The following is a 20,148-nucleotide window of genomic DNA, read 5'->3' as shown; positions in this document are numbered from 1 at the left end:
TTGGATGTCACTAGCACTTGATGAATATCGAAGGTTTTCGGCTAAGGTTAATGAATACCTTTCGGCCACAATGCTTGGATTAGATATGAATGTTAATAACTATAACCATGACGTAATTTGGGAGTCAATCACAGAAGGGAAAGTGGCTATAAGAGGATTTGGTTTTGAAGGTAAAGCAAGGCGAAGTATTTCAGGTATGATTGTTAAGGATAAGTACGAAACAACTATTACCTATAACAAGAATATGAATCCCTACAGAATAAACTTTACTATTTCTCATGAACTGATGCATTTTTTATACCATCTCAATGATGATATGCCTTATTATTATGACACTAATGAATCTCTAAAAAACTATGACAGCAATTCATTAGTAGAATTTCAAGCCAATGTTGGTGCAGCAGCAACGTTAATACCTGATCCAGTATTAGTTCACGTATTAAAACAAGGCGAACGTCCAACCGCTATTTCAAATCAGTTTGGAATATCTGAAAAAGCATTGAAGCGCAGACTAATCCAAACCATGCAATCTGAATTTGATGCTTCTTACGACGCTGCCATAAGAACCAGTTTTAAGATTTTTGATCAACATGGGATTTCTGGTCGAACCTTAATGAGGGATTTAGGGAATAATTTAGAGCGGAAAATTATCTATTCCAATCCTTTTTATGAAGCGTTATGTGTATAAAAAAAGCCCGTGCTGGGAACACGAGCCTGTCTCCCCTTAAGAAGGATTTCGACAAAAATAGTTTAACATAGAAAAGGGGAAAAAGAATGTCTAGTTTATTTACAATTATTTTCATCATTAGTTGTATAGGGGTTTGGTACTTTATTAAGAAATCGCCAAACAGAAACAACCGAAATATTGCTATTGGGGTTGCCATCATTTCGATGCTTTTAGTTGGTGTTACTAGTCCTTCGTCAGATAAATCTACTAAAGATGAAGACAGCAAAAAAGAAACTGTAAGTAAGAAAAATGAAAGCAAATCTAGTAGTAGTAAAAAAGAGAAATCCAATTTACAACTATCGCTCAACTCTACTGATATTGAAACAGATGACAAAGGAAACGCCACGATTACTGGAAAAACATCACCGAAAGCAAACGTTTCTGTTGGAATGGGAATTGTAGGTGATTCAACCGAAGCAGATTCAAATGGGGATTTCTCATTGAATTATGAACTTTCCGGTGATTCTAATAAGGAGATTACGATTTACTCAACTTTAGATGGAGATACTAAAAACTCAAAAGTAACCATCAAGCCAAACGCTCAAGTATTAGCAGCTGCTGCACAAAAGAAAGCAGCAGATGAAGCCGCTAAAAAGCAAGCCGAAGAGCAAAAAGCACAAGAAGCAAGTATTCCAACAGAGTATAAATCCGCTCTCAGAAAAGCAGAATCATATTCCAACACTATGCACATGTCTAGAGCAGGAATATACGATCAATTGTCCTCGGATTATGGTGAACAATTCACACCCGAGGCTGCTCAATATGCAGTAGATAACCTCAAAGCAGATTATAACGCTAACGCTTTGGAAAAGGCTAAATCATATCAAGATAAAATGTCAATGTCACCAGAAGCTATTAGAGACCAACTTACTTCTGATGCAGGAGAAAAATTCACACCCGAAGAAGCTGATTATGCTATACAAAATTTAAACCAATAAAAAATACACGATCCCACCCCGACAAGAGTATGATCGTGCAAAGAAATAAAACCTATCAATAGGCTTATTAACAGTGCCTATTTTACCACATGTAAAAGGACGTGAAAATATGGCAAATCTGAATTGGTCCAAAAAACACAAACATGTTTTTTCCTATTCGAATAAAAAAGGCGAGTTTTGGGGATACCGCTATCCCTTTTATACTTCACTAAAACATCGGAAGGAAGCTAGTAAGCGTGGGTTTGAAACTGAACGAGCCGCTTATAAAGCACTTCTAAAAATTCAATATGATTTGGAAACACAAAATACTTCTTTTTTTGAAAACAAGGACATTACTATAGATGAATGGATAAAGATATGGATACCTTATGCCCAAGACAATTGGAGCGTTTCGACAAAACAAAATATTGAATCTGCTATAGAGTTTCATATTAAGCCATTGATTGGAAACCAGAAATTATCTACTTTAAACAAAATAACGTATAAGCGAGAGTTTATTGACCACTTGAGACAAGAAAATAAGTATAAAGAATCCACAATTCAAACATGGCACAAAATTGTAATGAGAATGGTCAATGCTGCTGTAAATAATCAGATATTGCCTAGTAATACTCTCACGGGGTTCAAATTTGATTTAGGTAATAATGTTCGCTCTTTTACAAAAGACGAACTACATCAATTTATATCGGTTCTAGAAGGCAAAGATACTCGAATCCAAACAATATTTTTAACACTTTTAAAGACGGGAATGAGAAAAGGCGAGTTGATGGGGCTTCGATGGAACGATATTGATCTGAAAGAAAGGTATTTTGATATTAACTCCACACGAGGCGACTACGGAGAGAACAAACCTAAAACTAAAACAAGTATTCGAAAAGTTTATTTTGACGAATCGTTGCTTGTTTTAATCAAAAAACTTAAATCTGTTGAAAGAGAGAGACTGCTCAAAAGAGGAAAAATTCTTAAAGACGAAGACTACTTTATTTTGAGTTCATTTAATTTGCCTATTCAACAGTCCAAAATCACCTATATTTTTCGGTTATTATGCGAAGAGGCTAATGTACCTAACATAACAGTACATGGTTTAAGACACACTCATGCGACTTTCTTGATAGAAGCTGGAGCAAATATAAAATATGTTTCCAACCGTCTAGGACATAAGAACATTAATATAACTTTGGATGTTTACAGTGATGTACTAAAAGATGAAGAAAAAGAAACAGCAGATATTATGGGTAAATTAATAGATGATTTATAATCTGTGGTAAATGTGTGGTAAAAAATGATTTAAAGCTTTATAAATTGATGCATACCCACTCCCCATTTGAAATTGATAAATAATCTGTCCCTCAGCATTAAAGATAATCTTAGGTATATTTCCATTGCCTGATTGATCTGTTGTAATATTTCCAGTTTCTGCACCAAAGAAAACGGAACCCTTACTGACCAACTTCACTGATTTTGGAACATCTAATTGCCGCCATGGCAACTCCGTATGATTGGTAAAGAAAATGATGAACTGTTTGTCTGGATAAAGCTCAATGCGCGTTGATCGTGAATCTACAATAGCCACTTGCTGCAAATGCAAAATAGATTTTTCGAATTGATAATAAAAAAACTTTTTCTCTAACTCCTGCTGCCAACTTTTAATCGCAATTGTTGGTAACAGAACAAAACTGCACACTAAGACCAATACGATCAGTGTCTCGATCAATGTAAAGCCCGGCCTATGGTTGTTTCTGTGCTCGTTCATAAGCTTCATATTGCTCCTTCTTAACGTAGCCGCCAGAAATTAGTTCATTTTTACTTGGTTTGTGTCCTTTGTCTAGCTCAAAAACCTCGATTTGTGTTTCCACTACCTTAGCAATCGCCGCATCACTTTTCTTACTCGCACTCTCTTTTTGACTGATTAACTTGGGAACAAATAGCAACAAAAGCAGGCTGATAACGAAAAGAACAACTAGCATTTCTAATAATGTGAAGCCTGATAATTTCTTTTTCACAGAATTCCCTCCAAATTTGTTAAAGGTAAGAGCATCGTTAAATACAAACTGACAATCAAAATTGCTACAATAAGGAACACAAGAGGCTGCAGCCACGAACACAAAAATTCTAATTGATTAAAAAAACGGCGCCATACTAATTGACTGTAGGTGAGCAACTCTTTTGCCAAGTTTCCCCGCGCCTCTCCTTGAAATACAATCCGACTAAATTCTCTAGTCAAAAAAGGGTAGCGTCCCAACTCTTCGGCTAAAGTATTTCCTTGAGCCAAACGAACTTTTAAATCACCGGCCATTTCCTGCATCAGGGATCTGCCATTGACAACCAATAGACATTCGATGATTTGATTCAATTCCAAGCCTTGTTGAAAAAGTTTTCCCCACTCTAACGCAAAGTAGGCAGAATAATAATTGCTAAACAATGTGCCTAGAAGCGGTATTTTTGCTAGAACACGAAATCTAACTAAATAATTGTGTCTCTTTCCCCATGATTGCCAACATAAAAGCAGTACGAGCAAAAAAATGATCATTCCCAAACCTATCACGGGCACCATTTTTATTAATTGAACCGAGAAATCTTCTGCTCGGATCATGCCGCTCGCTAACAATTGAGGCAATAAGAAAAATCTCATTCCTAACAAGATCACGATCAGAAATATTAACAACAGTAATGGATACGAGACTGCTTTGAGAAAGTTCTCTCGTTGACGCTGAACCAAACGCATCTGTTCAGCAATTCCTGACAGTGTTTGGGCAAGATCGCCATGGGATTCTGCCAACTCAATCTGTAAAATTTGATCATTGGAGTAATTCAACTGCGCAAAGCTCGCGGCCAGACTTTTTCCTTGATTGAGATCTTGCTGGACAGAGGATAGAATTGACGGTACAAAAAGATTCGCATTGAAGAAAAACGCAAACGCCTGCTGCAAGCTAAAACCATTTTCCAGCAGATCACCCAGCAGTTGAACAAAATCAATTCGTTGTTTTCTTGTTAGTTTGGTTTTGTTCCACACATGCCAGCCCTTCTTCCCAAGTAAATAGCAGATTCTCTTGATAAAATCGATAGCTCGTCAGCAGTCCGATTGTTTCATTCACAGGTAACAATTCTTGATAAACAATTCCTTGTAAACATTCCTTAAGCAAAGAAGCCTCACCGCCCAATTCAAAAATACGGGCCTGAGCAGAATCTAAACTAGCTGCGTGCAATGTCGCATAAACACAATGACCGGTTAATGACGCTCTGATTGCGCCTTGAATCGTTTTCGTGTCACGAATCTCACCTATAATCAAAACATCCGGATGGTGTCGTAAAGATAATTTTATTAATTCATCGTAACTCTGATGAATCTTTTCATTCACCTGTAATTGTAAAAAATCGGGCTCCTCAATCTCTACTGGATCTTCGATTGTAATGACTTGTCCCTTCATTTTACGAGCCAGCTTGTACATCAAAGTCGTTTTTCCAGATCCAACAGGACCACAGAACAAGTAAAGTCCACGCTTTTGAGTCTGGGTCTGAAGAATTTTTAGCTGCTCAGGTAGATGGTACACTTCTGGACTACGACCAAATTGATGCAAAAACCGAATAACTAAACTTTCTTGCTGCAGATAATCACCAACGGTAGATAATCTCAGTCGTTGTTCACCATGAGGTAAGGAGTAGGAGATCGCTCCAAGTTGGGCCTTGCGTTTTTCACTAACGTCCATTTGACCTAAATATTTGAAACGATTAATCAGCTGCAAAGCGGTAACCACACACAATTCATTTTTAACATAGGATAGATTTGAGTTTTTATGCTCATAGAAGGGGCCTCGCCGAAAAAAGCAGCGGTACTTTTCTCTTTGAGGGAGTAAATATAAGTCTTGCATCTGATGTTCGAAACCATATTGGATCAATTCATCCGAAAGCTGTTCGATCTCCATTCCTTTCACCTCGAAAATAAGATACGTAAAAAAAATTCGTAGCTTCAAAAAAAGATGAACCAGAAATCTGGCTCACCTTTTTTATCTTTATTTTTTTGTTTTATCTTGGAAACGCGCTTCGACTCGATAAATCCGCTGCCCCTTATTCGAAAATTTTTCTTCATATTCAGTCATGATATTTCCTTCATAAGAGCTTTCATGCAAGTCTAACCAGACTTGCTCAATTGTCATACCGTATTTCGAAAAGCTGCTTAATGAATACTCAAACAACCCTTGATTATCAGTTTTGAAATGAATCTCACCGGCTGGTCGTAAAATTTCTTCATCAACTGCTAAAAAGCTTGGTGATGTTAAACGACGTTTCTCATGTTTCTTCTTCGGCCATGGATCAGAGAAGTTTAAATATATTTGATCAACTTCACTGCTCGCAAAATAATTAGTTAACTCTGAACCATCTACGTGCAGCAATTGCAAATTAGGCAATTCTTTTTCCACTAATTTATCTAAAGCCATCGATACGACACTGACTTGCATCTCCACGCCGATATAATTGATCTCTGGATGAGCAGCAGCCATTCCAGTGATGAACTGGCCTTTTCCCATCCCAATTTCTATATGAATCGGATGATCATTGCCAAATCGTTCAGACCAGCGTCCCTTCCACGCTTCAGGATCTTGTACCACATATTCAGGTCGAGCAGCCAGCATTTCTGCTGCACCCGGGCGGTTTCTTACTCGCATTGTTTTCCTCCAAATTTTTTTATATGAATGATTCATTTCCTTCATATGGAAACTTTTCTTTACTCATTGATAACTTTTAAAGCTGGACTAACAAAAAGCTGAACCCAATGTTCAGCTTCCGGCAAAAATTCGTTTTAATTGTAAGATCGATTGATTCATATGATGAGGCTCGTCACGTTTATATTGACGTGCTATTTCCAGCAGCAAGCTCATCAATCCATACCAATAAATCCGCTCCATATTTTCATCTGTTGGACGAATACCATAACGTACCAGCCACTTGCTCCAACTGGATAATGGTACATAATTCCCTAAAATCGTACCGATATCCAACGCAGGATCAGCAAACATCACAGAATCCCAATCGACTAAATATAAATAATTTGAACAAACCAACCAATTTCGGTGATTAACATCACCATGAACGACAGTGTAATTCTTTTTCGCATAGGTCGGAATATTTTTTTTCAAATAATCATACACCAATTCGATAAAAGCATTTTGTTCAATCATCGTCGGCAGATTTGCTTCGTAATCAGCTAATAGTTGTTGCGGCGAAACTTGACGTCCGCCCATCTTTTTCAACATCACTTTCAATGAAGGCGAATGATGAAGATGATACAACACGTCCACCACATCGTTTCGACGAGGAATTTCTTCCGGCTCAAGAATTCGGCCATCTAGCCATTCTTGTGCGGTCAATGTATCCCCATTGCCTGTTCGTTTGATCCAGACAAGTTTTGGTGCGATTCCTTCACGAGATAAAGCCGCCAACATTGGGGTGGTATTTCGTTTAATGAAGACGCGATCCTCGTCACGATAGCCGATATACGTTTTTCCTGTATCACCCTTAATCGGCTGTACACGCCAGTCGCTATCCAACTGAAATTCCATACCCAAGGCCCTCCCCTAGCATTTTAAACGTATTTACTATTTTAGTCGGGGAAAGCCACTTCGTCAAGGGCATGTATGTTCTTCTTTGATTATTTTTCATTGCGGTGTGCTTGAACGGATAAATTCACTGTTTCGATATAAGCAGTCAGAATTTTTTTCGTCAGACTGCCCGGCATCCCCTCACCGATTTTATGATCGTCAATTTCAATAATCGGCATGATTTCCGCCACAGAACTGGTTTTGAAACATTCGTCTGCCGCCAACAGCTCTTCTTTAGTAAATCGTTCTTCCCGTAATTCAATTCCTAAGGTCTTGACTAGTTCACGAATTTTTATTTTCGCAATCCCCGGTAAAACCAGATTTCCATCTGGATGGGTGTAAAGTACCTCGTCTTTCACCATCCATAAATTTGATGCTGAGGCTTCTGTTACATAGCCATCGCGCACTAAAACGGCCTCATCATAGCCTTTTTGCTGTGCTTCATCTAAAGCTAGTATATTTCCCAATAAACTAATTGATTTAATATCGCAGTGCAGCCAGCGCTTGTCTTCAACGAAAGCCGCACGAATACCAATATTTTGTTTCGAGCTTGGACGTGATGCTGGTTGAATGTCTGCCATTAAGACCGGTTGAACTTCTTTTGGATCAGGAAAATTGTGCAGCCGTGGTTTCGCTGTACCGCGCGTCACTTGAAAATAGATTCGAGCATTTTCTAATCCAACCTCGTTGGCTAAACGATGCAGGCGCTGACTTAGTTCTTCTTTTGTGAATGGAAGTGTCATGCGAATCTTTTCTGCGCTTACCCATAAACGGTCCAAGTGTTCTTTTTCCATGTACAAGTAGCCGTCATAAATACGGATCACTTCATAAATACCATCACCGAATTGGTAACCGCGATCTTCCAAATCAATTTTTACTTCTGATTCTTCTACAATTTTTTCGTTCCATAATACTTTCATTCACTAATCCTCCATTTTCTTTATTCTTGTTGGGAGATAGAACCAAGCAAACAAGCCGATTTCGATTAAAAGTAACACGAGTAAGACTAAACTTTCAACGATTGACAACTGCACCAAACTGCACAACGTAAAAATAATTGCCGCGGCAAACAATAGAATAGCCATCAATTGCTGTAAAGAGGCTCTCTTAAGCTTATTCGATACAGGATAAAGTTGCGTCGCGCTAATATAGTCAAACTGACTATATAGAGGAATCATTTGAAAACCAATCAAGTAAATAAAGAGCAGGCTGACTCCAACAATAAAGCGAAAGTCATTCAGTGAGAACAACAGCACTCCGCCAACAATCAGCAAACGGAAAAATAAGCCACCAAACTCCGCTCCTCGTAACGCTCCGCGAGCAAACAAATACAGATACGTATTTTCATGTTTGAAGGAAATTCTGCTCAGTAGACCATCTAAATATTTCCGACGCCGCACTTTTGCTTCAATTTCCGGAACATCCGTAAACAAATTAATGAATTGATAAATCCGATGCAGACGAGCATTTTCCTGATCAATCATTTTGCTCCAATCCAGCAAGCGATCGTTCTCCTTTGTTACCGCAAAGAATCCGAACACTGCTGCAATTGCTAATATTGTACCCATCCAAGCTGCGCCATATAAACTAATGAAAATAACCGCACCACTTGTGATAAACCATAGAATGAATAAACGTTGCGTTTGTTCATTGGTCTTCTGGTAGCAAGCCAAACGTTGAATCCGTAAATTTCCGATTTTTAATCCCCAGAGCATCAGTAAGTAAAAGAAAAAGTTAATAAAGCTTACTTGTTTTGCTAGGACTACTAGCGGCAGCAGCGCACCGCAAATAAGTAACTCAATTACAAGGGGAAAGCCTAGCGAATATCGCAATCCTCGCGATAAATAGCCGCCCATCTCTTTTTCCTTCGGTAATAAAAATGTCATGTCGGCTGGTTCAACTAATGTTGCCAATTTGCCAAATGGCAAAATCAGCCACCAGACACCTCCGACAATCGGCAAGCTCCAAGGGAAATCACCCGGTAATGCTTTTAATAAGTTCGAATAGTAAAATGCCAATCCGCCGACTAAGAACAAACACACCAAAACAAAATGATCATTCAACACGTAGCGCATGTACTTCATCATTTTTTTCTGGTGGCGTTGTCGCCTCAATAGAAAAAAATCATGCATGTTCCTTCTCCTTTGTCAGTGCGATGTAGATTTCATCTAGGGAAGAACCCGGCAGATTAAATTCGGTTTGCAAGTCTTGTAAAGTTCCCTGTGCCCGTACTTCTCCCTCATGTAAAACAACAAAACGATCACAATATTTTTCAGCTGTCGCTAAAATATGTGTAGACATCAAGATCGCTGCTCCTTGTTCTTTCATCGCTACCATTAATTCCAACAAAGCATTGATGGCCAGTGGATCTAATCCTAAAAATGGTTCATCAATGATATACAAACTTGGTTGAATCAGAAAAGCACACAAAACCATCACTTTTTGTTTCATTCCTTTAGAAAAGTTAACGGGGAACCAGTCCAGCCGATTTTCCAATCGAAAAGTCTTTAACAATGATTCAGCTCGTTCCATCGCTTCTTCTTTGGGAATACCATAGGCCATAGCAGTTACTTCAATGTGCTCCCGCAACGTTAATTCTTCATATAAAGAAGGTGTTTCAGGAATGTAGCCAATTTTTTTACGATAATTCTCTGGATCTTGCTGCAACGTCAGGTCATCGACTGTGATTGTTCCTTTTTGCGGCGTCAACAACCCGATGATATTTTTAATCGTGGTTGATTTACCTGCACCATTCAAACCAATCAGACCGATCATTTCTCCATTATGTACCTCAAAATTAATATCTTTTAAAACAGGTAAGTGGCCGTAGCCTCCTGTGACATGCTGAATCGCTAAGCTCATCTTTTCCCCTCCAATTTCGTTAGTTAGTATTATAGCAGAATCCCAGAAAGAATTAATCTTCTCTTGACCTTTTCCAGCACAAGTATAACAAGTTATGGTAAAGTAAAAGAAGAATTTCGGTCATCTGCTGGTCTTCTTTTCGGCGGCAGTGACACAAAAATAGAACAATCATACACGATCAGAAAGGATGTTTGTAATGGAAAATTGTATTTTTTGTAAAATCATCAATCAAGAAATCCCTAGCTACAAAATTTTTGAGGATGAAAAAGTTTATGCTTTTTTAGATATCTCTCAAGCAACCAAAGGGCATACACTAGTAGTTCCAAAACAGCACGTAACAGATATTTTTGAATATGACGAAGACTTAGCAGCCGATGTCTTTGCTCGCATTCCTAAAATCGCACGCGCACTTGAACAAGCTTTTCCTGAAATGGAAGGATTGAACATTTTAAATAATAATAAAGAATTAGCATACCAGTCCGTTTTCCATTCCCATGTCCATTTAGTTCCGCGTTACAGTAAAAAGGATGATTTCTCTATTCATTTTGGCAATCATACGGATCAACGGACACCGGAAGAAATGCAAGCGATCGCTGATAAGATCAAGGAGCAGGTGAAATAAATGAGTTTTTTTAAAGGACTTCTATTTGGTGCCAGTATTGGGACACTTGGCGGACTTTTATTAGCCCCACGCAAGGGTGAGGAAACACGTGAAAACTTAATTACCAACACACGTGAGCTAGTCGAACTAACTGACGAGTTAAATGATAATTTAGCAGATTTCCGCGAATCTTTAGCTACCTTAAAAGGAACCTTTGATACTTTAGTGCCAGCCTTTACCTCAGGTGTTGAAAAAGATGTCGAGGAATTCCGATTTCAGGCGGAACCGCGGATCCAACAAATTCAGGATCAGCTAGACAAGATCAATCAATTATTGCCAGAAAGCGAAGAAAAAACGGTGATAAAGAAAGGCCGTTTTTCTTTGGAACGTCCGGTGGATGAAACAAAATAATCACATTATTTCACTTAAGTAATTGTGCCTTTATTGTGAATTTTCTCGGAAACTATTTTTAATCCCTTTCTTTTACAATTTTAGATATGTTATAGTTGAACAGGAATAACAGACGAATGTAAATTTTAATTTTAGGAGTTGTAGCACAGAAATGAAGAAAAAGATTCTTTTAGCCACTGCTGGCTTACTTAGCGTGATTGTATTGGGCGCTTGTTCAGGAAGTTCTAACCAAGACATCGCAACAATGAAAGGCGGAAAAATTACCGTCGAAGATTTTTATAATGAAGCGAAAAAAGAACAATCAAATCAAAGTTTAGTTCGAAATATGATCATCTATAAGGTATTTGAAAACGCCTATGGTGATAAAGTAACGGACAAACAAATCGACAAAGAATACGACAAACAAGAGAAACAATTAGGCGACAGCTTTGAAAGTCAGTTAAAATCTGCCGGCTACACAAAGAAATCGTATAAAGAATATTTGAAACAATCACTAGCTTTCCAAGAAGGTTTGAAAGCACATGTGAAGATTACCGATAAAGATACAAAAGCAGCCTGGGATTCATTCCATCCAGAAGTTACTGCCCGCATCATCCAAGCAAGCAGCGAAGATGAAGCAAAAGAAATCAAGAAACAATTAGATGATAAAGGTGATTTCGCGAAAATCGCTAAAGAAAAATCACAAGATGCAACAACGAAAAAAGATGGCGGCGAAATCAAATTTGATTCTCAATCAACAACTGTACCTGCTGAAGTAAAAGAAGCAGCCTTCAAACTAAAAGATGGTGAAGTTTCTGATGTTGTTACTGTAATGGATTCATCTACTTACCAATCAAGCTACTACATTGTTAAAATGGAGAAAAACTCTTCTAAAGGCAATGACATGGACAAATACAAAAAAGAATTGAAACAAATCGCTGAAGATACTAAAATGGCTGACCAAACCTTCTCTTCTGAAGTTATCGCTAAAGAATTGAAGAAAGCCAATGTGAAGATCAAAGACGATTCATTCGAAAACATTTTATCTGACTTCTTAACAACAAATAGTTCAGGTAAAAAAGCAACAACTGAGTCAACAAAATAATTTTAGCAACCTACAGGGGAATTCCAAGCGGAGTTCCCCTTTTTTTATTATTCATGCTACAATAAAGTAGCGAATACTTATAAGAAAATGGGTGAACAATGCATGAAAAAATTTGCCTCTAAAGAAGCAGAGAAAGATTATTATGAACACGAAGCAGATGAAACAGAATTCGTCGCTTGGTATAAAGAACAGGATCATCCGGAATATGATAAGCCTTCTGTCACCGTCGACATTGTCATTATGGGCTATAACAAAGAAGAAGATCAGTTAAAAATTCTACTTATCCAGCGTCGGGGAAATCCCTATCGCAATTCATGGGCATTGCCTGGTGGATTTGTTGAGCGAAATGAGTCGACAAATGACAGCGTTCGACGTGAAACTGCCGAAGAAACCGGCTTAGATATTGGAAGAAAAAATGTTGAACAGCTCCATACTTTCAGCTCGCCAAATCGTGACCCTCGTGGCTGGGTAATCACTGTCAGTTATCTGGCATTTATTGGACAAGTACCGCCGACAGCTGGTGATGACACACAAGATGCTCGCTGGTTCAACATGGAGCGTCACGGCGAAACCATCTATCTAACAAGTGATGATGATATCTCCATTGAGATCGATTTAGAAACTGGTAAGTCGATCGGTAAGGATACCTTGGCCTTTGACCATAATGAAATTATCCGCAAGGCTTTCAATCGAGTCGTCAATAAAATGGATCATGAACCATTAATTTTACAAGTCTTAGGTGAAGAATTTACCATTACGGAAGCTCGTAAAGTTTTTGCGAAGTTCCTGGGTGTCGATTTTAAAACAGTCGATCATTCTAATTTCAAGAAAGCCATGTTGCAATACTTTGATGAAATCGGCGAACGTCCTGTCGGAATTGGCCGTCCATCAAAGATTTATCGTCTAAAAGATGAAATTGGTGAAAAAAAATAAAAGTTTTACTTACATGAAATGGAAAAATCTGTATATAATGGAAAAAGCGAAAAAAGACTTTCCATAACGCAGTGAAGATTCCCAAAGTGGCCATCGTAGCGAGTTATACGATTGCCACTTTTTTTTGTTCGTTCTGCTTTTTTGCAGTTTATCAAATTATGAGATGAATACTTTAATCCCTATGTTTATTCAAGATCAGGATGTTTAGCAGTAATGATACACATCCTAACAACCCAATTGAATATTTTAATAGGAGTTGATTGTATTCAAAAAAAGGAGGATCTTTATGCCAAGTAATAAGAGAGAAAGTTTTGTTTATACGATAATGATGTGTTTTGTGATGGTGTTCTGGATGAGTTTGTACAATATTTATTTACACGCTGGAACCTTTTCATTGGAAGTTTTTAAAACGGCATGGCTCGGTTTGCCTTTGGGGTATTGTTGTGCGTTGATTTTAGACTGGTTTGTTGTTTCGACTACAGCGAAAAAAGTAGCCTTCAAATTGTTACCGACATTTGCTAGTCCTTTACGTAAAATTCTTACCGTTTCAAGCTGTATGGTTTTACCGATGGTCTTCTTCATGTCACTTTACGGCGCGGTCGAAGTGTTAAGTCATACTCAAGAATGGAATCAGCTATTCATTCTTTGGGGTGTAAATATCCTAAAAAATGTCGTGATGGCTCTTCCCTTCCAATTATTAATCGCTGGACCGTTAGTTCGAAAAGTGTTCAGAAGAATCTTTCCAGTAGGAACAATTCTAGCATAAGACAAAAAGCACCCGAAAACACGTTTACTCGTGTTCTCGGGTGCTTTGTTTTATAAATGTACTTAATTGTTCTGTAAAAATGTATACTTGCTTTTCCAAAATATTAATTCTCTTTTCGAGGTGTTCCGCCGATTCATTGTTAGAATTTCTTTTTGTCCCATTCTTCTGACTTTGAGAAGAAAATAATCTAGGCAATCCTGATTTTTCATACTGTTCTATAAGCTGAGGAATTTTTTGATTATCAATCACAACTTGAGTCGTGATCAGAACCTCGCCATCTTCGGTTACACGGCGATTCGTCTTGGTCTCCATTCCTTCAAGCGCATTTGGACCGATAACATACCCAGTCATTTCTTTGACGATCATTTGATTTTCTTTTAACCAACCATAAAAGGTGTTTTGATTCAGCTCATACTCTCTTTTGATCTCGATTAATTTCATCACGTACCTCCTTTAAAAAAGATACGTAAAAAACAGAGCCAAATTTTATTTCGCCAGATTAGCGACAATTTCCTGATAGCGGTCAGTAGCCAAGTCACTGACTTGATCTTTTTTGCAAAAATTCAATTTACGCAATTTAGGAACTACTCGTTCTACAATGACCTTATCCTCAACCGTTTTTTCCTTTAAGGCTCCAAAGGCCTCCATAAAACGCGGATCATTCCTCGCTTTTTCATAGAAGGACAATACATAAAGATAATAGAATAAATCATACCCGCGGAATGGATATTCCACCTGCATGAATAATGTTCCAATCCCATAATGACAGGGACCGATCGGCAATTTAGTTTCCCAATGGTTCAATAAGAATTCTACAGCCTCATCTAGTTCTGATTCTTCAACAAAATTTGTTCGACGAAATAATTCTAATGCATTCAATGTTGGTAATGGATTAGAGAATTCCGTTTCTGGCCCTTTTCCAAAATAGAATTTCTTGCACCACCAGCCGCCATCCTCGTAACGAGTCGCCAATAAATGCTCCATAGTCTGTTTCATTCGCGGATCATCCCCATGCCCTAGACGGACTAAAAGAATTGCTGCTGGAATTGTCTGGCAAGGAAAAACGGCTCCTTTGGGATAAAGTTTAAATTCCCCCGGCTCTCGCCAGCATTCCCACAAAAGCTCTGCAACTTTTTGCAATATCTCCTCTTGCGGGTCCATTCCCAATTCCAATAAATACTCCGCAGATTCTAAACAAGAAAAAGGCGCACCTTTCCCCAATCGTCTATCTTCTGTCGTCCAATAATCCCAGCCTTGATCATAACGATGATCTAAAATAGTTTGAATGTCTGCTTTGTTCATCTCTTTTCTCCTTGAATGCACTTTCTTTTAAGTGTATCACAGCTAGGTGAAACTAGGGAACGTATTTTCGTATTTGTATTCTTCAATAAAAGATTACGTTCCCATTTATATACGCAACTGTTAAAAGTTGGACTGACTGCTAACTCGTTTTAAAGATATCATTTTTCAAAACCCATAAAAATGATACTGATTTTCGCCACGCATATCATCCAACTAAAGTACTTGTTCCTTGATCTATTTTACATAAATAATCTTTTTCAAACTTTACAATCTGCGAAAAGTTGGACTGACAAAAAAACTCTCTCAATAATTGAGAGAGTTAGATGTTTATTTTGCTGCGACTTTCTTCATTTGTTTACTACGTAATTGTCCGCAAGCGGCATCGATATCTGTGCCGTGTTCTTTTCGAATCACGCAATTGATGCCATTCTTTTTCAAGACATCGTAAAAACGCAAGACATCCGCTTTACTGCTGCGAGAATATTGATCGTGTTCACTGACTGGATTATACGGAATCAAGTTCACGTAAACCAATTTTTTCTTATTCTTCATCAAGTCTGCCAATTGCTGCGCATGATCTGGACGATCATTCACATTGGACAGCATGATATATTCAAAGGTCACTCGACGATTGGTTTCTTCTATATAATAGTCTACGGCTTCCATCAATTTCTCGATTGGGAAGCTGCGGTTGATTCGCATGATTGATGAACGAACTTCATTATTTGGTGCATGCAATGAAATCGCCAAGTTTACTTGCAAACCATTTTCCGCGAATTTCTTGATTTTTGGAACTAAACCGCTTGTTGAAACTGTAATATGACGGGCTCCGATTGCCATTCCTTTATCATCATTGATGACGTGAAGAAAGTTCATCACGTTATCATAATTATCGAACGGTTCGCCAATCCCCATAACAACAACATGGGAAACACGTTCCTCTTCGCCGCGTTCATCAAAATAATGCTGCACTAGCATTATTTGAGCGACGATTTCACCAGCAGTCAAATCACGTTGTTTTTTCAGCAAACCTGATGCACAGAATGTACAGCCGATATTACAACCGACTTGGGTAGTTACACAGACCGACAAGCCATATTCTTGGCGCATCAAAACTGTTTCAATCATCAAATGATCGGGTAATTCAAAAAGATATTTGACCGTCCCATCACTGGCCTCTTGCACCACTAGCTGCTTCAATGGATTGATAATAAAATTTTCTTCTAACAGAGAAATTGTTTGTTTTGAAAGATTGCTCATTTCGGCAAATTCGGTCACACGGCTGCGATAAAGCCATTCCCAAACTTGTGTTGCACGGAATTTTTTTTCTCCGTGTTCTAGAAACCATTCAACCAATTCTTCTCTTCTTAAACCATAAATCGAGGGTTTTTCCAAGGTGTTACCTCCTACTACATTATACCGAAGTGCTGGCTTATTCCTGCAGATGGCCAGCTTAATAATAAAATCAGAAATTTAAATATTCCTCTTCGTACGCCTACCATTTTTCCAATTATTTTAAAACATGAAGAAATCTGGCAACATTCGTTACATACTATAACCGATTCACAAGGAGAAAACAATCAACTTTGAAAAAAAGAAATGATTTCACAAGCTATGTTACAGTAAAACTAAAAAAATGAGAGACACATGGCCTCTCACTCTAATCCATCAACATTTGCACTGATTCCTGCTGTTTCGAATTTTTCCTTAAGCACAGCTACTTCAGCCTGAGTTAACGTCGGTACCTCTTGCATCGCATATTCCCAACCAAGATAGTCATATTTACTGCTGCCATATTGATGGAATGGCAGCAAATGCACCTCTTTGATTTGCCGTTCAGCCATAAAATCAATCAGCTGTTGGATATTTCTTTCATTAGTCGTATAGTCAGGAATCAATGGAATTCGCGGAATCACTTGAACTTGTTCTTGCGTCAACAGATAATCAAAGTTTTCTCGAACCGTTTCAGGATCTAGTCCAATGACATTTTTTGCCTCAGAGCGATCGATAATTTTTAAATCAAATAATACTTGGTCAACATAAGGGCTGATTTTTTTTAATCGTTCAACTGGAAAACACCCAGTCGTCTCAATAGCCGTGTGAATACCCAGAGCTTTCAATTCCCGTAAAAATTCGCCGGCAAATTCTGCTTGCATCAAGACTTCTCCGCCGGATAAAGTCACTCCGCCGCCAGAGGTACGATAAAAGATTTCGTCCTTCAACACTTCATCCAACAACTCATCAATTGAACGCCATTCTCCGATTGTCTCCGTCTTTCCATTCTTTTTCCATTTAGCCGGTTCGACTTTTTTTCGCGACTCTGGATTTGAACACCATGGACAGCGTAGCGGACAGCCTTTTAAAAAAATCAATGTCCGAATGCCGCCGCCATCATGAACGGAATAGCGCTGAATATTAAAAACCAATCCTTGATCCATTTTTATCCCTCATCCTACAATTGATGTTCAACACGCGCGATGATATCGTCTTGAATTTGTTTATTCAAATCAACGAAGAAAGCACTGTACCCGGCCACTCGAACCAATAATCCTGAATATTTCTCTGGATGTTTTTGCGCCGCTAATAGGGTTTCTTTCGATTGTACATTGAATTGGACATGCTGAATTTTTAATTTAGTAAACGCCAGCAAGAAGTCGGCGAATTTATTTAATCCCTGTTGCCCTTTTAACGTGTTCGGCTGAAACTTCAGATTCAATAAGCTGCCATTTACAGTTAGGTAATTATCCAATTTGCTGACAGATTTTAACACCGCCGTTGGCCCTAAGTGATCACGACCAACTATTGGTGATAATCCGCCATCCGCTAATTGTTCTTGTGCCTTACGTCCATCAGGTGTTGCACCGACTGCCTCACCTAAAGGAATGTGGGCTGAAACCGTATAAGCTCCAGGAATGAATTGACCGCCTCGAACATTTTCATATTTTTCTAATTCTTTGGCATAGTGTCTAAATAATTTTGCTGCGATAATATCGAGCTCTTCATCATCGTTACCAAATTTCTCAAAATCTTGGATCACATGATTTTGTAGATCAGCATATTCACCCGTAAAGTTTGACTCCAACGCATCTACCAAGTAGCCAAAGCTCATTTCTTTATTTTCGAAGATCATTTTTTTGATGACATACATTGAATCGCTTAAGTTGGCTTCACCGATTCCTTGTACTCCAGAAAAGTTATAACGCGCACCACCCTCGGTAACATCTTTCCCATTTTCCAAACAGTCATCAATCAAGACGGATAAAAATGGCGTCGGGGCATAATGTCGATGCCCCAAATCAACAATGTTCGATCCTTTGACCACCAGCTCCACATAATAATCGATTTTTTCTTCGATCGTTTCTACCAGTTGATTATAAGTTAAGTCCTGTTTATTCCTTAACTCATACATACTCAGCTCCATGATTCGCAATAAGTTGAAAAGCGCGATGTCGTGCAATCCATATGTTTTTCCGGGAATCGAGGTCTCCACACAGCCGACTGTTGCGTAATCGCGTGCATCATCGAGCGATACTCCTTTACTTAAAAAGGCGGGGACGCAAACTTCATCGTTGAATAATTGTGGAATTCCCGTTCCTAGACGAATCGTTTCAACTGTTTTTAACAAGAAGCGTCTTGGGATCAATTCATTCATTCTGACTGATAAGTTAGGCTGCGGCAGTAATATTTCATGATAAAGCTCTAACATGATAAACGATAAAGGATTGACTGCTGTATGACCTAATTCATCCAGTCCGCCTAAAACAACCGTGTAACCAGTTGGAAAGCCCGCAAAACACTTAGCACTGCTCTCAGAACGTAAAAGAACCACATCATTTGTCTTAATATAAAAGTCACCCAGTACTTCGTATAGAAAATCTTTTTCAGTGCCTGATTGCAGAGATGCCTCATAAAATGGATATAAATATTGATCCATTCGCCCTAAAGACAGCGAAGAAGCGTTCGATTCATATTGCCCAACAATACTGGTCATCCACAATAATTGCAGCGCCTCATAAAAGGTTGTAGGTTTTTCTGTACTCAGCCTGCGGCACATTTTCGCAATTGTTTGCAGTTCTTGTTGCCGTAATCGTTCACTTTCATTTTTACTCATTTCTTCTGCCAGATCTCCATAGCGTAAAAAATGATCTCGCATCGCAGCAAACATTATTTTTCCTGCTTGATAAAAGTTGTTCTCCGGCTCTGCAACTATTTTTTCATTCAAGCGATCCAGATAGCTTCCAATACCTTGGGATAATATCCCAGGAAAATCCATAATGATATGGCCTTGTCCCTTATCGGTTTGGTTCAATTTAAAAACGTCATCCTTTAAGGCTATTTTCACCTCATCTGTCAATTCGCTATTGATAAAATCCTTCATCGAACGCTTTTCCCAATAGGGATATAATTCTTCGCGATAAACCTTTTTGTCAGCTTCGGTAAATTCAAATTGATCCTGCGGTCGTGTAGCGATCGTATCGATCTCCTGCATAATCCAATACGGGTCCATCTCAGGTGAAAGAATCCCCGATCGCGGACGAACAGTTCGATTTCCTACCAGCAGCTCGCCCTCACGAATACTGATTTCTACATTTGCTAAAATATGTGCCACCGCTTTTGCTCGTCTCAGGATCGTTGGTTCCCCTTCCGTTTGACGATAACTTTCAGTGTAAAGTAATGCACGTTCTAGTGAAATTTGACGCTTTTCTTTAAATAAATGATCCTTCATCATTTGAATACGCGGAGTTCCTTTAACTACCACGTTTGCAATATTCTTCTCTTGGTTAATTACTCCTGTTCCCATTTCCTTTACTCCTCTCGATCTCTTCTTTTCATTTTTAGTATAGAAACTTTTTACGTTTGAAACTATACGATTCTTTGAAATACAATCAAAAAGTTGGATTTGTTCACTTTTTCCCAAGTTTTGAAT

At 38.5% G+C, this 20,148-nt stretch carries 22 protein-coding genes; 8 read left to right on the top strand and 14 right to left on the bottom strand.

Features of this window, described 5'->3' with window-relative positions:
- Positions 1–4: 4 nt before the first annotated feature.
- The 3 genes from PGP85_RS13250 (at position 5) to PGP85_RS13240 (ending at position 2,923) form a co-directional block, all read left to right on the top strand.
- Entirely contained in the window at positions 5–688 is a 684-nt protein-coding gene (locus tag PGP85_RS13250) for an ImmA/IrrE family metallo-endopeptidase (protein WP_270327931.1), read from the top strand.
- Positions 689–1,122: 434 nt separating this feature from the next.
- Entirely contained in the window at positions 1,123–1,665 is a 543-nt protein-coding gene (locus PGP85_RS21335) for an Ltp family lipoprotein (protein WP_408639898.1), read from the top strand.
- 109 nt (positions 1,666–1,774) lie between these two features.
- Complete coding sequence (locus tag PGP85_RS13240) at positions 1,775–2,923, top strand: tyrosine-type recombinase/integrase (RefSeq protein WP_270327928.1); 1,149 nt, start codon at positions 1,775–1,777, stop codon at positions 2,921–2,923.
- On the opposite strand, the gene comGD is transcribed toward PGP85_RS13240, so the two are convergent.
- From comGD to PGP85_RS13195, 9 genes are all read right to left on the bottom strand, one after another.
- Complete coding sequence (gene comGD, locus PGP85_RS13235; protein ID WP_270327926.1) at positions 2,918–3,418, bottom strand: competence type IV pilus minor pilin ComGD; 501 nt, start codon at positions 3,416–3,418, stop codon at positions 2,918–2,920. The genes PGP85_RS13240 and comGD overlap by 6 nt on opposite strands.
- A complete protein-coding gene (gene comGC / locus PGP85_RS13230) occupies positions 3,393–3,668 on the bottom strand; it encodes a competence type IV pilus major pilin ComGC (protein ID WP_270327923.1) in 276 nt (91 codons plus the stop codon). Before comGC ends, comGD begins: the two co-directional genes overlap by 26 nt.
- Positions 3,665–4,678: a competence type IV pilus assembly protein ComGB gene (gene comGB, locus PGP85_RS13225; RefSeq protein ID WP_270327920.1), complete on the bottom strand. Its 1,014-nt coding sequence runs from the start codon at positions 4,676–4,678 to the stop codon at positions 3,665–3,667. The genes comGC and comGB overlap by 4 nt, the downstream gene beginning before the upstream one ends.
- Positions 4,638–5,588: a competence type IV pilus ATPase ComGA gene (comGA, locus tag PGP85_RS13220; RefSeq protein ID WP_270327919.1), complete on the bottom strand. Its 951-nt coding sequence runs from the start codon at positions 5,586–5,588 to the stop codon at positions 4,638–4,640. Before comGA ends, comGB begins: the two co-directional genes overlap by 41 nt.
- Before the next feature lie 87 nt (positions 5,589–5,675).
- The gene (gene trmB / locus PGP85_RS13215) at positions 5,676–6,329 is read right to left on the bottom strand and encodes a tRNA (guanosine(46)-N7)-methyltransferase TrmB (protein WP_010739917.1); all 654 of its coding nucleotides are present in this window, start codon (positions 6,327–6,329) and stop codon (positions 5,676–5,678) included.
- Between the two features lie 111 nt (positions 6,330–6,440).
- The gene (locus PGP85_RS13210) at positions 6,441–7,223 is read right to left on the bottom strand and encodes a phosphotransferase family protein (RefSeq protein WP_010739918.1); all 783 of its coding nucleotides are present in this window, start codon (positions 7,221–7,223) and stop codon (positions 6,441–6,443) included.
- Positions 7,224–7,312: 89 nt separating this feature from the next.
- Positions 7,313–8,182: a D-amino-acid transaminase gene (dat, locus tag PGP85_RS13205; RefSeq protein WP_270327916.1), complete on the bottom strand. Its 870-nt coding sequence runs from the start codon at positions 8,180–8,182 to the stop codon at positions 7,313–7,315.
- 3 nt (positions 8,183–8,185) lie between these two features.
- Complete coding sequence (locus PGP85_RS13200) at positions 8,186–9,394, bottom strand: ABC transporter permease (RefSeq protein WP_270327913.1); 1,209 nt, start codon at positions 9,392–9,394, stop codon at positions 8,186–8,188.
- A complete protein-coding gene (locus PGP85_RS13195; RefSeq protein WP_270327911.1) occupies positions 9,387–10,124 on the bottom strand; it encodes an ABC transporter ATP-binding protein in 738 nt (245 codons plus the stop codon). Before PGP85_RS13195 ends, PGP85_RS13200 begins: the two co-directional genes overlap by 8 nt.
- A 187-nt stretch (positions 10,125–10,311) precedes the next feature.
- On the opposite strand from PGP85_RS13195, the gene PGP85_RS13190 reads away from it, so the two are divergent.
- The 5 genes from PGP85_RS13190 (at position 10,312) to PGP85_RS13170 (ending at position 13,919) form a co-directional block, all read left to right on the top strand.
- On the top strand, positions 10,312–10,746 hold the full coding sequence (locus PGP85_RS13190) for an HIT family protein (RefSeq protein WP_115356378.1): 435 nt from the start codon (positions 10,312–10,314) through the stop codon (positions 10,744–10,746).
- Positions 10,747–11,136, top strand: a complete 390-nt coding sequence (locus tag PGP85_RS13185) for a YtxH domain-containing protein (protein ID WP_090402721.1) — start codon at positions 10,747–10,749, stop codon at positions 11,134–11,136.
- 151 nt (positions 11,137–11,287) lie between these two features.
- Positions 11,288–12,220 (top strand): peptidylprolyl isomerase, encoded by a 933-nt coding sequence (locus PGP85_RS13180; protein ID WP_010739924.1) that lies wholly within the window; start codon positions 11,288–11,290, stop codon positions 12,218–12,220.
- A gap of 102 nt (positions 12,221–12,322) precedes the next feature.
- A complete protein-coding gene (locus PGP85_RS13175; RefSeq protein WP_016249937.1) occupies positions 12,323–13,153 on the top strand; it encodes an NUDIX hydrolase in 831 nt (276 codons plus the stop codon).
- Positions 13,154–13,439: 286 nt separating this feature from the next.
- Complete coding sequence (locus tag PGP85_RS13170; protein ID WP_178982836.1) at positions 13,440–13,919, top strand: DUF2798 domain-containing protein; 480 nt, start codon at positions 13,440–13,442, stop codon at positions 13,917–13,919.
- Positions 13,920–13,943: 24 nt separating this feature from the next.
- Here PGP85_RS13170 and PGP85_RS13165 read toward each other — a convergent pair whose 3' ends face one another.
- From PGP85_RS13165 to PGP85_RS13145, 5 genes are all read right to left on the bottom strand, one after another.
- Entirely contained in the window at positions 13,944–14,360 is a 417-nt protein-coding gene (locus PGP85_RS13165) for a hypothetical protein (RefSeq protein ID WP_270327905.1), read from the bottom strand.
- Positions 14,361–14,405: 45 nt separating this feature from the next.
- A complete protein-coding gene (locus PGP85_RS13160; protein WP_270327903.1) occupies positions 14,406–15,221 on the bottom strand; it encodes a prenyltransferase in 816 nt (271 codons plus the stop codon).
- A 327-nt stretch (positions 15,222–15,548) separates the two neighbouring features.
- Complete coding sequence (rlmN, locus tag PGP85_RS13155) at positions 15,549–16,616, bottom strand: 23S rRNA (adenine(2503)-C(2))-methyltransferase RlmN (RefSeq protein ID WP_178982837.1); 1,068 nt, start codon at positions 16,614–16,616, stop codon at positions 15,549–15,551.
- Between the two features lie 260 nt (positions 16,617–16,876).
- Positions 16,877–17,659 carry a glycyl-radical enzyme activating protein gene (locus PGP85_RS13150; protein ID WP_270327900.1) on the bottom strand — a complete coding sequence of 261 codons (783 nt, stop codon included), beginning with the start codon at positions 17,657–17,659 and terminating at the stop codon, positions 16,877–16,879.
- Between the two features lie 14 nt (positions 17,660–17,673).
- Positions 17,674–20,022, bottom strand: coding sequence for a formate C-acetyltransferase (locus PGP85_RS13145; RefSeq protein WP_270327898.1), 2,349 nt, complete (start codon positions 20,020–20,022; stop codon positions 17,674–17,676).
- Positions 20,023–20,148 lie beyond the last annotated feature (126 nt).

It is taken from the genome of Enterococcus malodoratus, from assembly GCF_027659535.1.
Lineage (GTDB): Bacteria > Bacillota > Bacilli > Lactobacillales > Enterococcaceae > Enterococcus_A > Enterococcus_A malodoratus.
This window is presented reverse-complemented; position numbering and strand designations above follow the sequence as displayed.

Coding starts and splice junctions, on each gene's coding strand:
- PGP85_RS13185 (WP_090402721.1), top strand. CDS start 10,747: ATGAGTTTTTTTAAAGGACTTCTATTTGGTGCCAGTATTGGGACACTT.
- dat (WP_270327916.1), bottom strand. CDS start 8,182: ATGAAAGTATTATGGAACGAAAAAATTGTAGAAGAATCAGAAGTAAAA.
- comGA (WP_270327919.1), bottom strand. CDS start 5,588: ATGGAGATCGAACAGCTTTCGGATGAATTGATCCAATATGGTTTCGAA.
- PGP85_RS13200 (WP_270327913.1), bottom strand. CDS start 9,394: ATGCATGATTTTTTTCTATTGAGGCGACAACGCCACCAGAAAAAAATG.
- PGP85_RS13210 (WP_010739918.1), bottom strand. CDS start 7,223: ATGGAATTTCAGTTGGATAGCGACTGGCGTGTACAGCCGATTAAGGGT.
- PGP85_RS13145 (WP_270327898.1), bottom strand. CDS start 20,022: ATGGGAACAGGAGTAATTAACCAAGAGAAGAATATTGCAAACGTGGTA.
- PGP85_RS13175 (WP_016249937.1), top strand. CDS start 12,323: ATGAAAAAATTTGCCTCTAAAGAAGCAGAGAAAGATTATTATGAACAC.
- PGP85_RS13250 (WP_270327931.1), top strand. CDS start 5: ATGTCACTAGCACTTGATGAATATCGAAGGTTTTCGGCTAAGGTTAAT.
- PGP85_RS13150 (WP_270327900.1), bottom strand. CDS start 17,659: ATGGATCAAGGATTGGTTTTTAATATTCAGCGCTATTCCGTTCATGAT.
- PGP85_RS13160 (WP_270327903.1), bottom strand. CDS start 15,221: ATGAACAAAGCAGACATTCAAACTATTTTAGATCATCGTTATGATCAA.
- PGP85_RS13170 (WP_178982836.1), top strand. CDS start 13,440: ATGCCAAGTAATAAGAGAGAAAGTTTTGTTTATACGATAATGATGTGT.
- comGD (WP_270327926.1), bottom strand. CDS start 3,418: ATGAACGAGCACAGAAACAACCATAGGCCGGGCTTTACATTGATCGAG.
- PGP85_RS13240 (WP_270327928.1), top strand. CDS start 1,775: ATGGCAAATCTGAATTGGTCCAAAAAACACAAACATGTTTTTTCCTAT.
- PGP85_RS13180 (WP_010739924.1), top strand. CDS start 11,288: ATGAAGAAAAAGATTCTTTTAGCCACTGCTGGCTTACTTAGCGTGATT.
- PGP85_RS13195 (WP_270327911.1), bottom strand. CDS start 10,124: ATGAGCTTAGCGATTCAGCATGTCACAGGAGGCTACGGCCACTTACCT.
- PGP85_RS13165 (WP_270327905.1), bottom strand. CDS start 14,360: ATGAAATTAATCGAGATCAAAAGAGAGTATGAGCTGAATCAAAACACC.
- trmB (WP_010739917.1), bottom strand. CDS start 6,329: ATGCGAGTAAGAAACCGCCCGGGTGCAGCAGAAATGCTGGCTGCTCGA.
- PGP85_RS13190 (WP_115356378.1), top strand. CDS start 10,312: ATGTTTGTAATGGAAAATTGTATTTTTTGTAAAATCATCAATCAAGAA.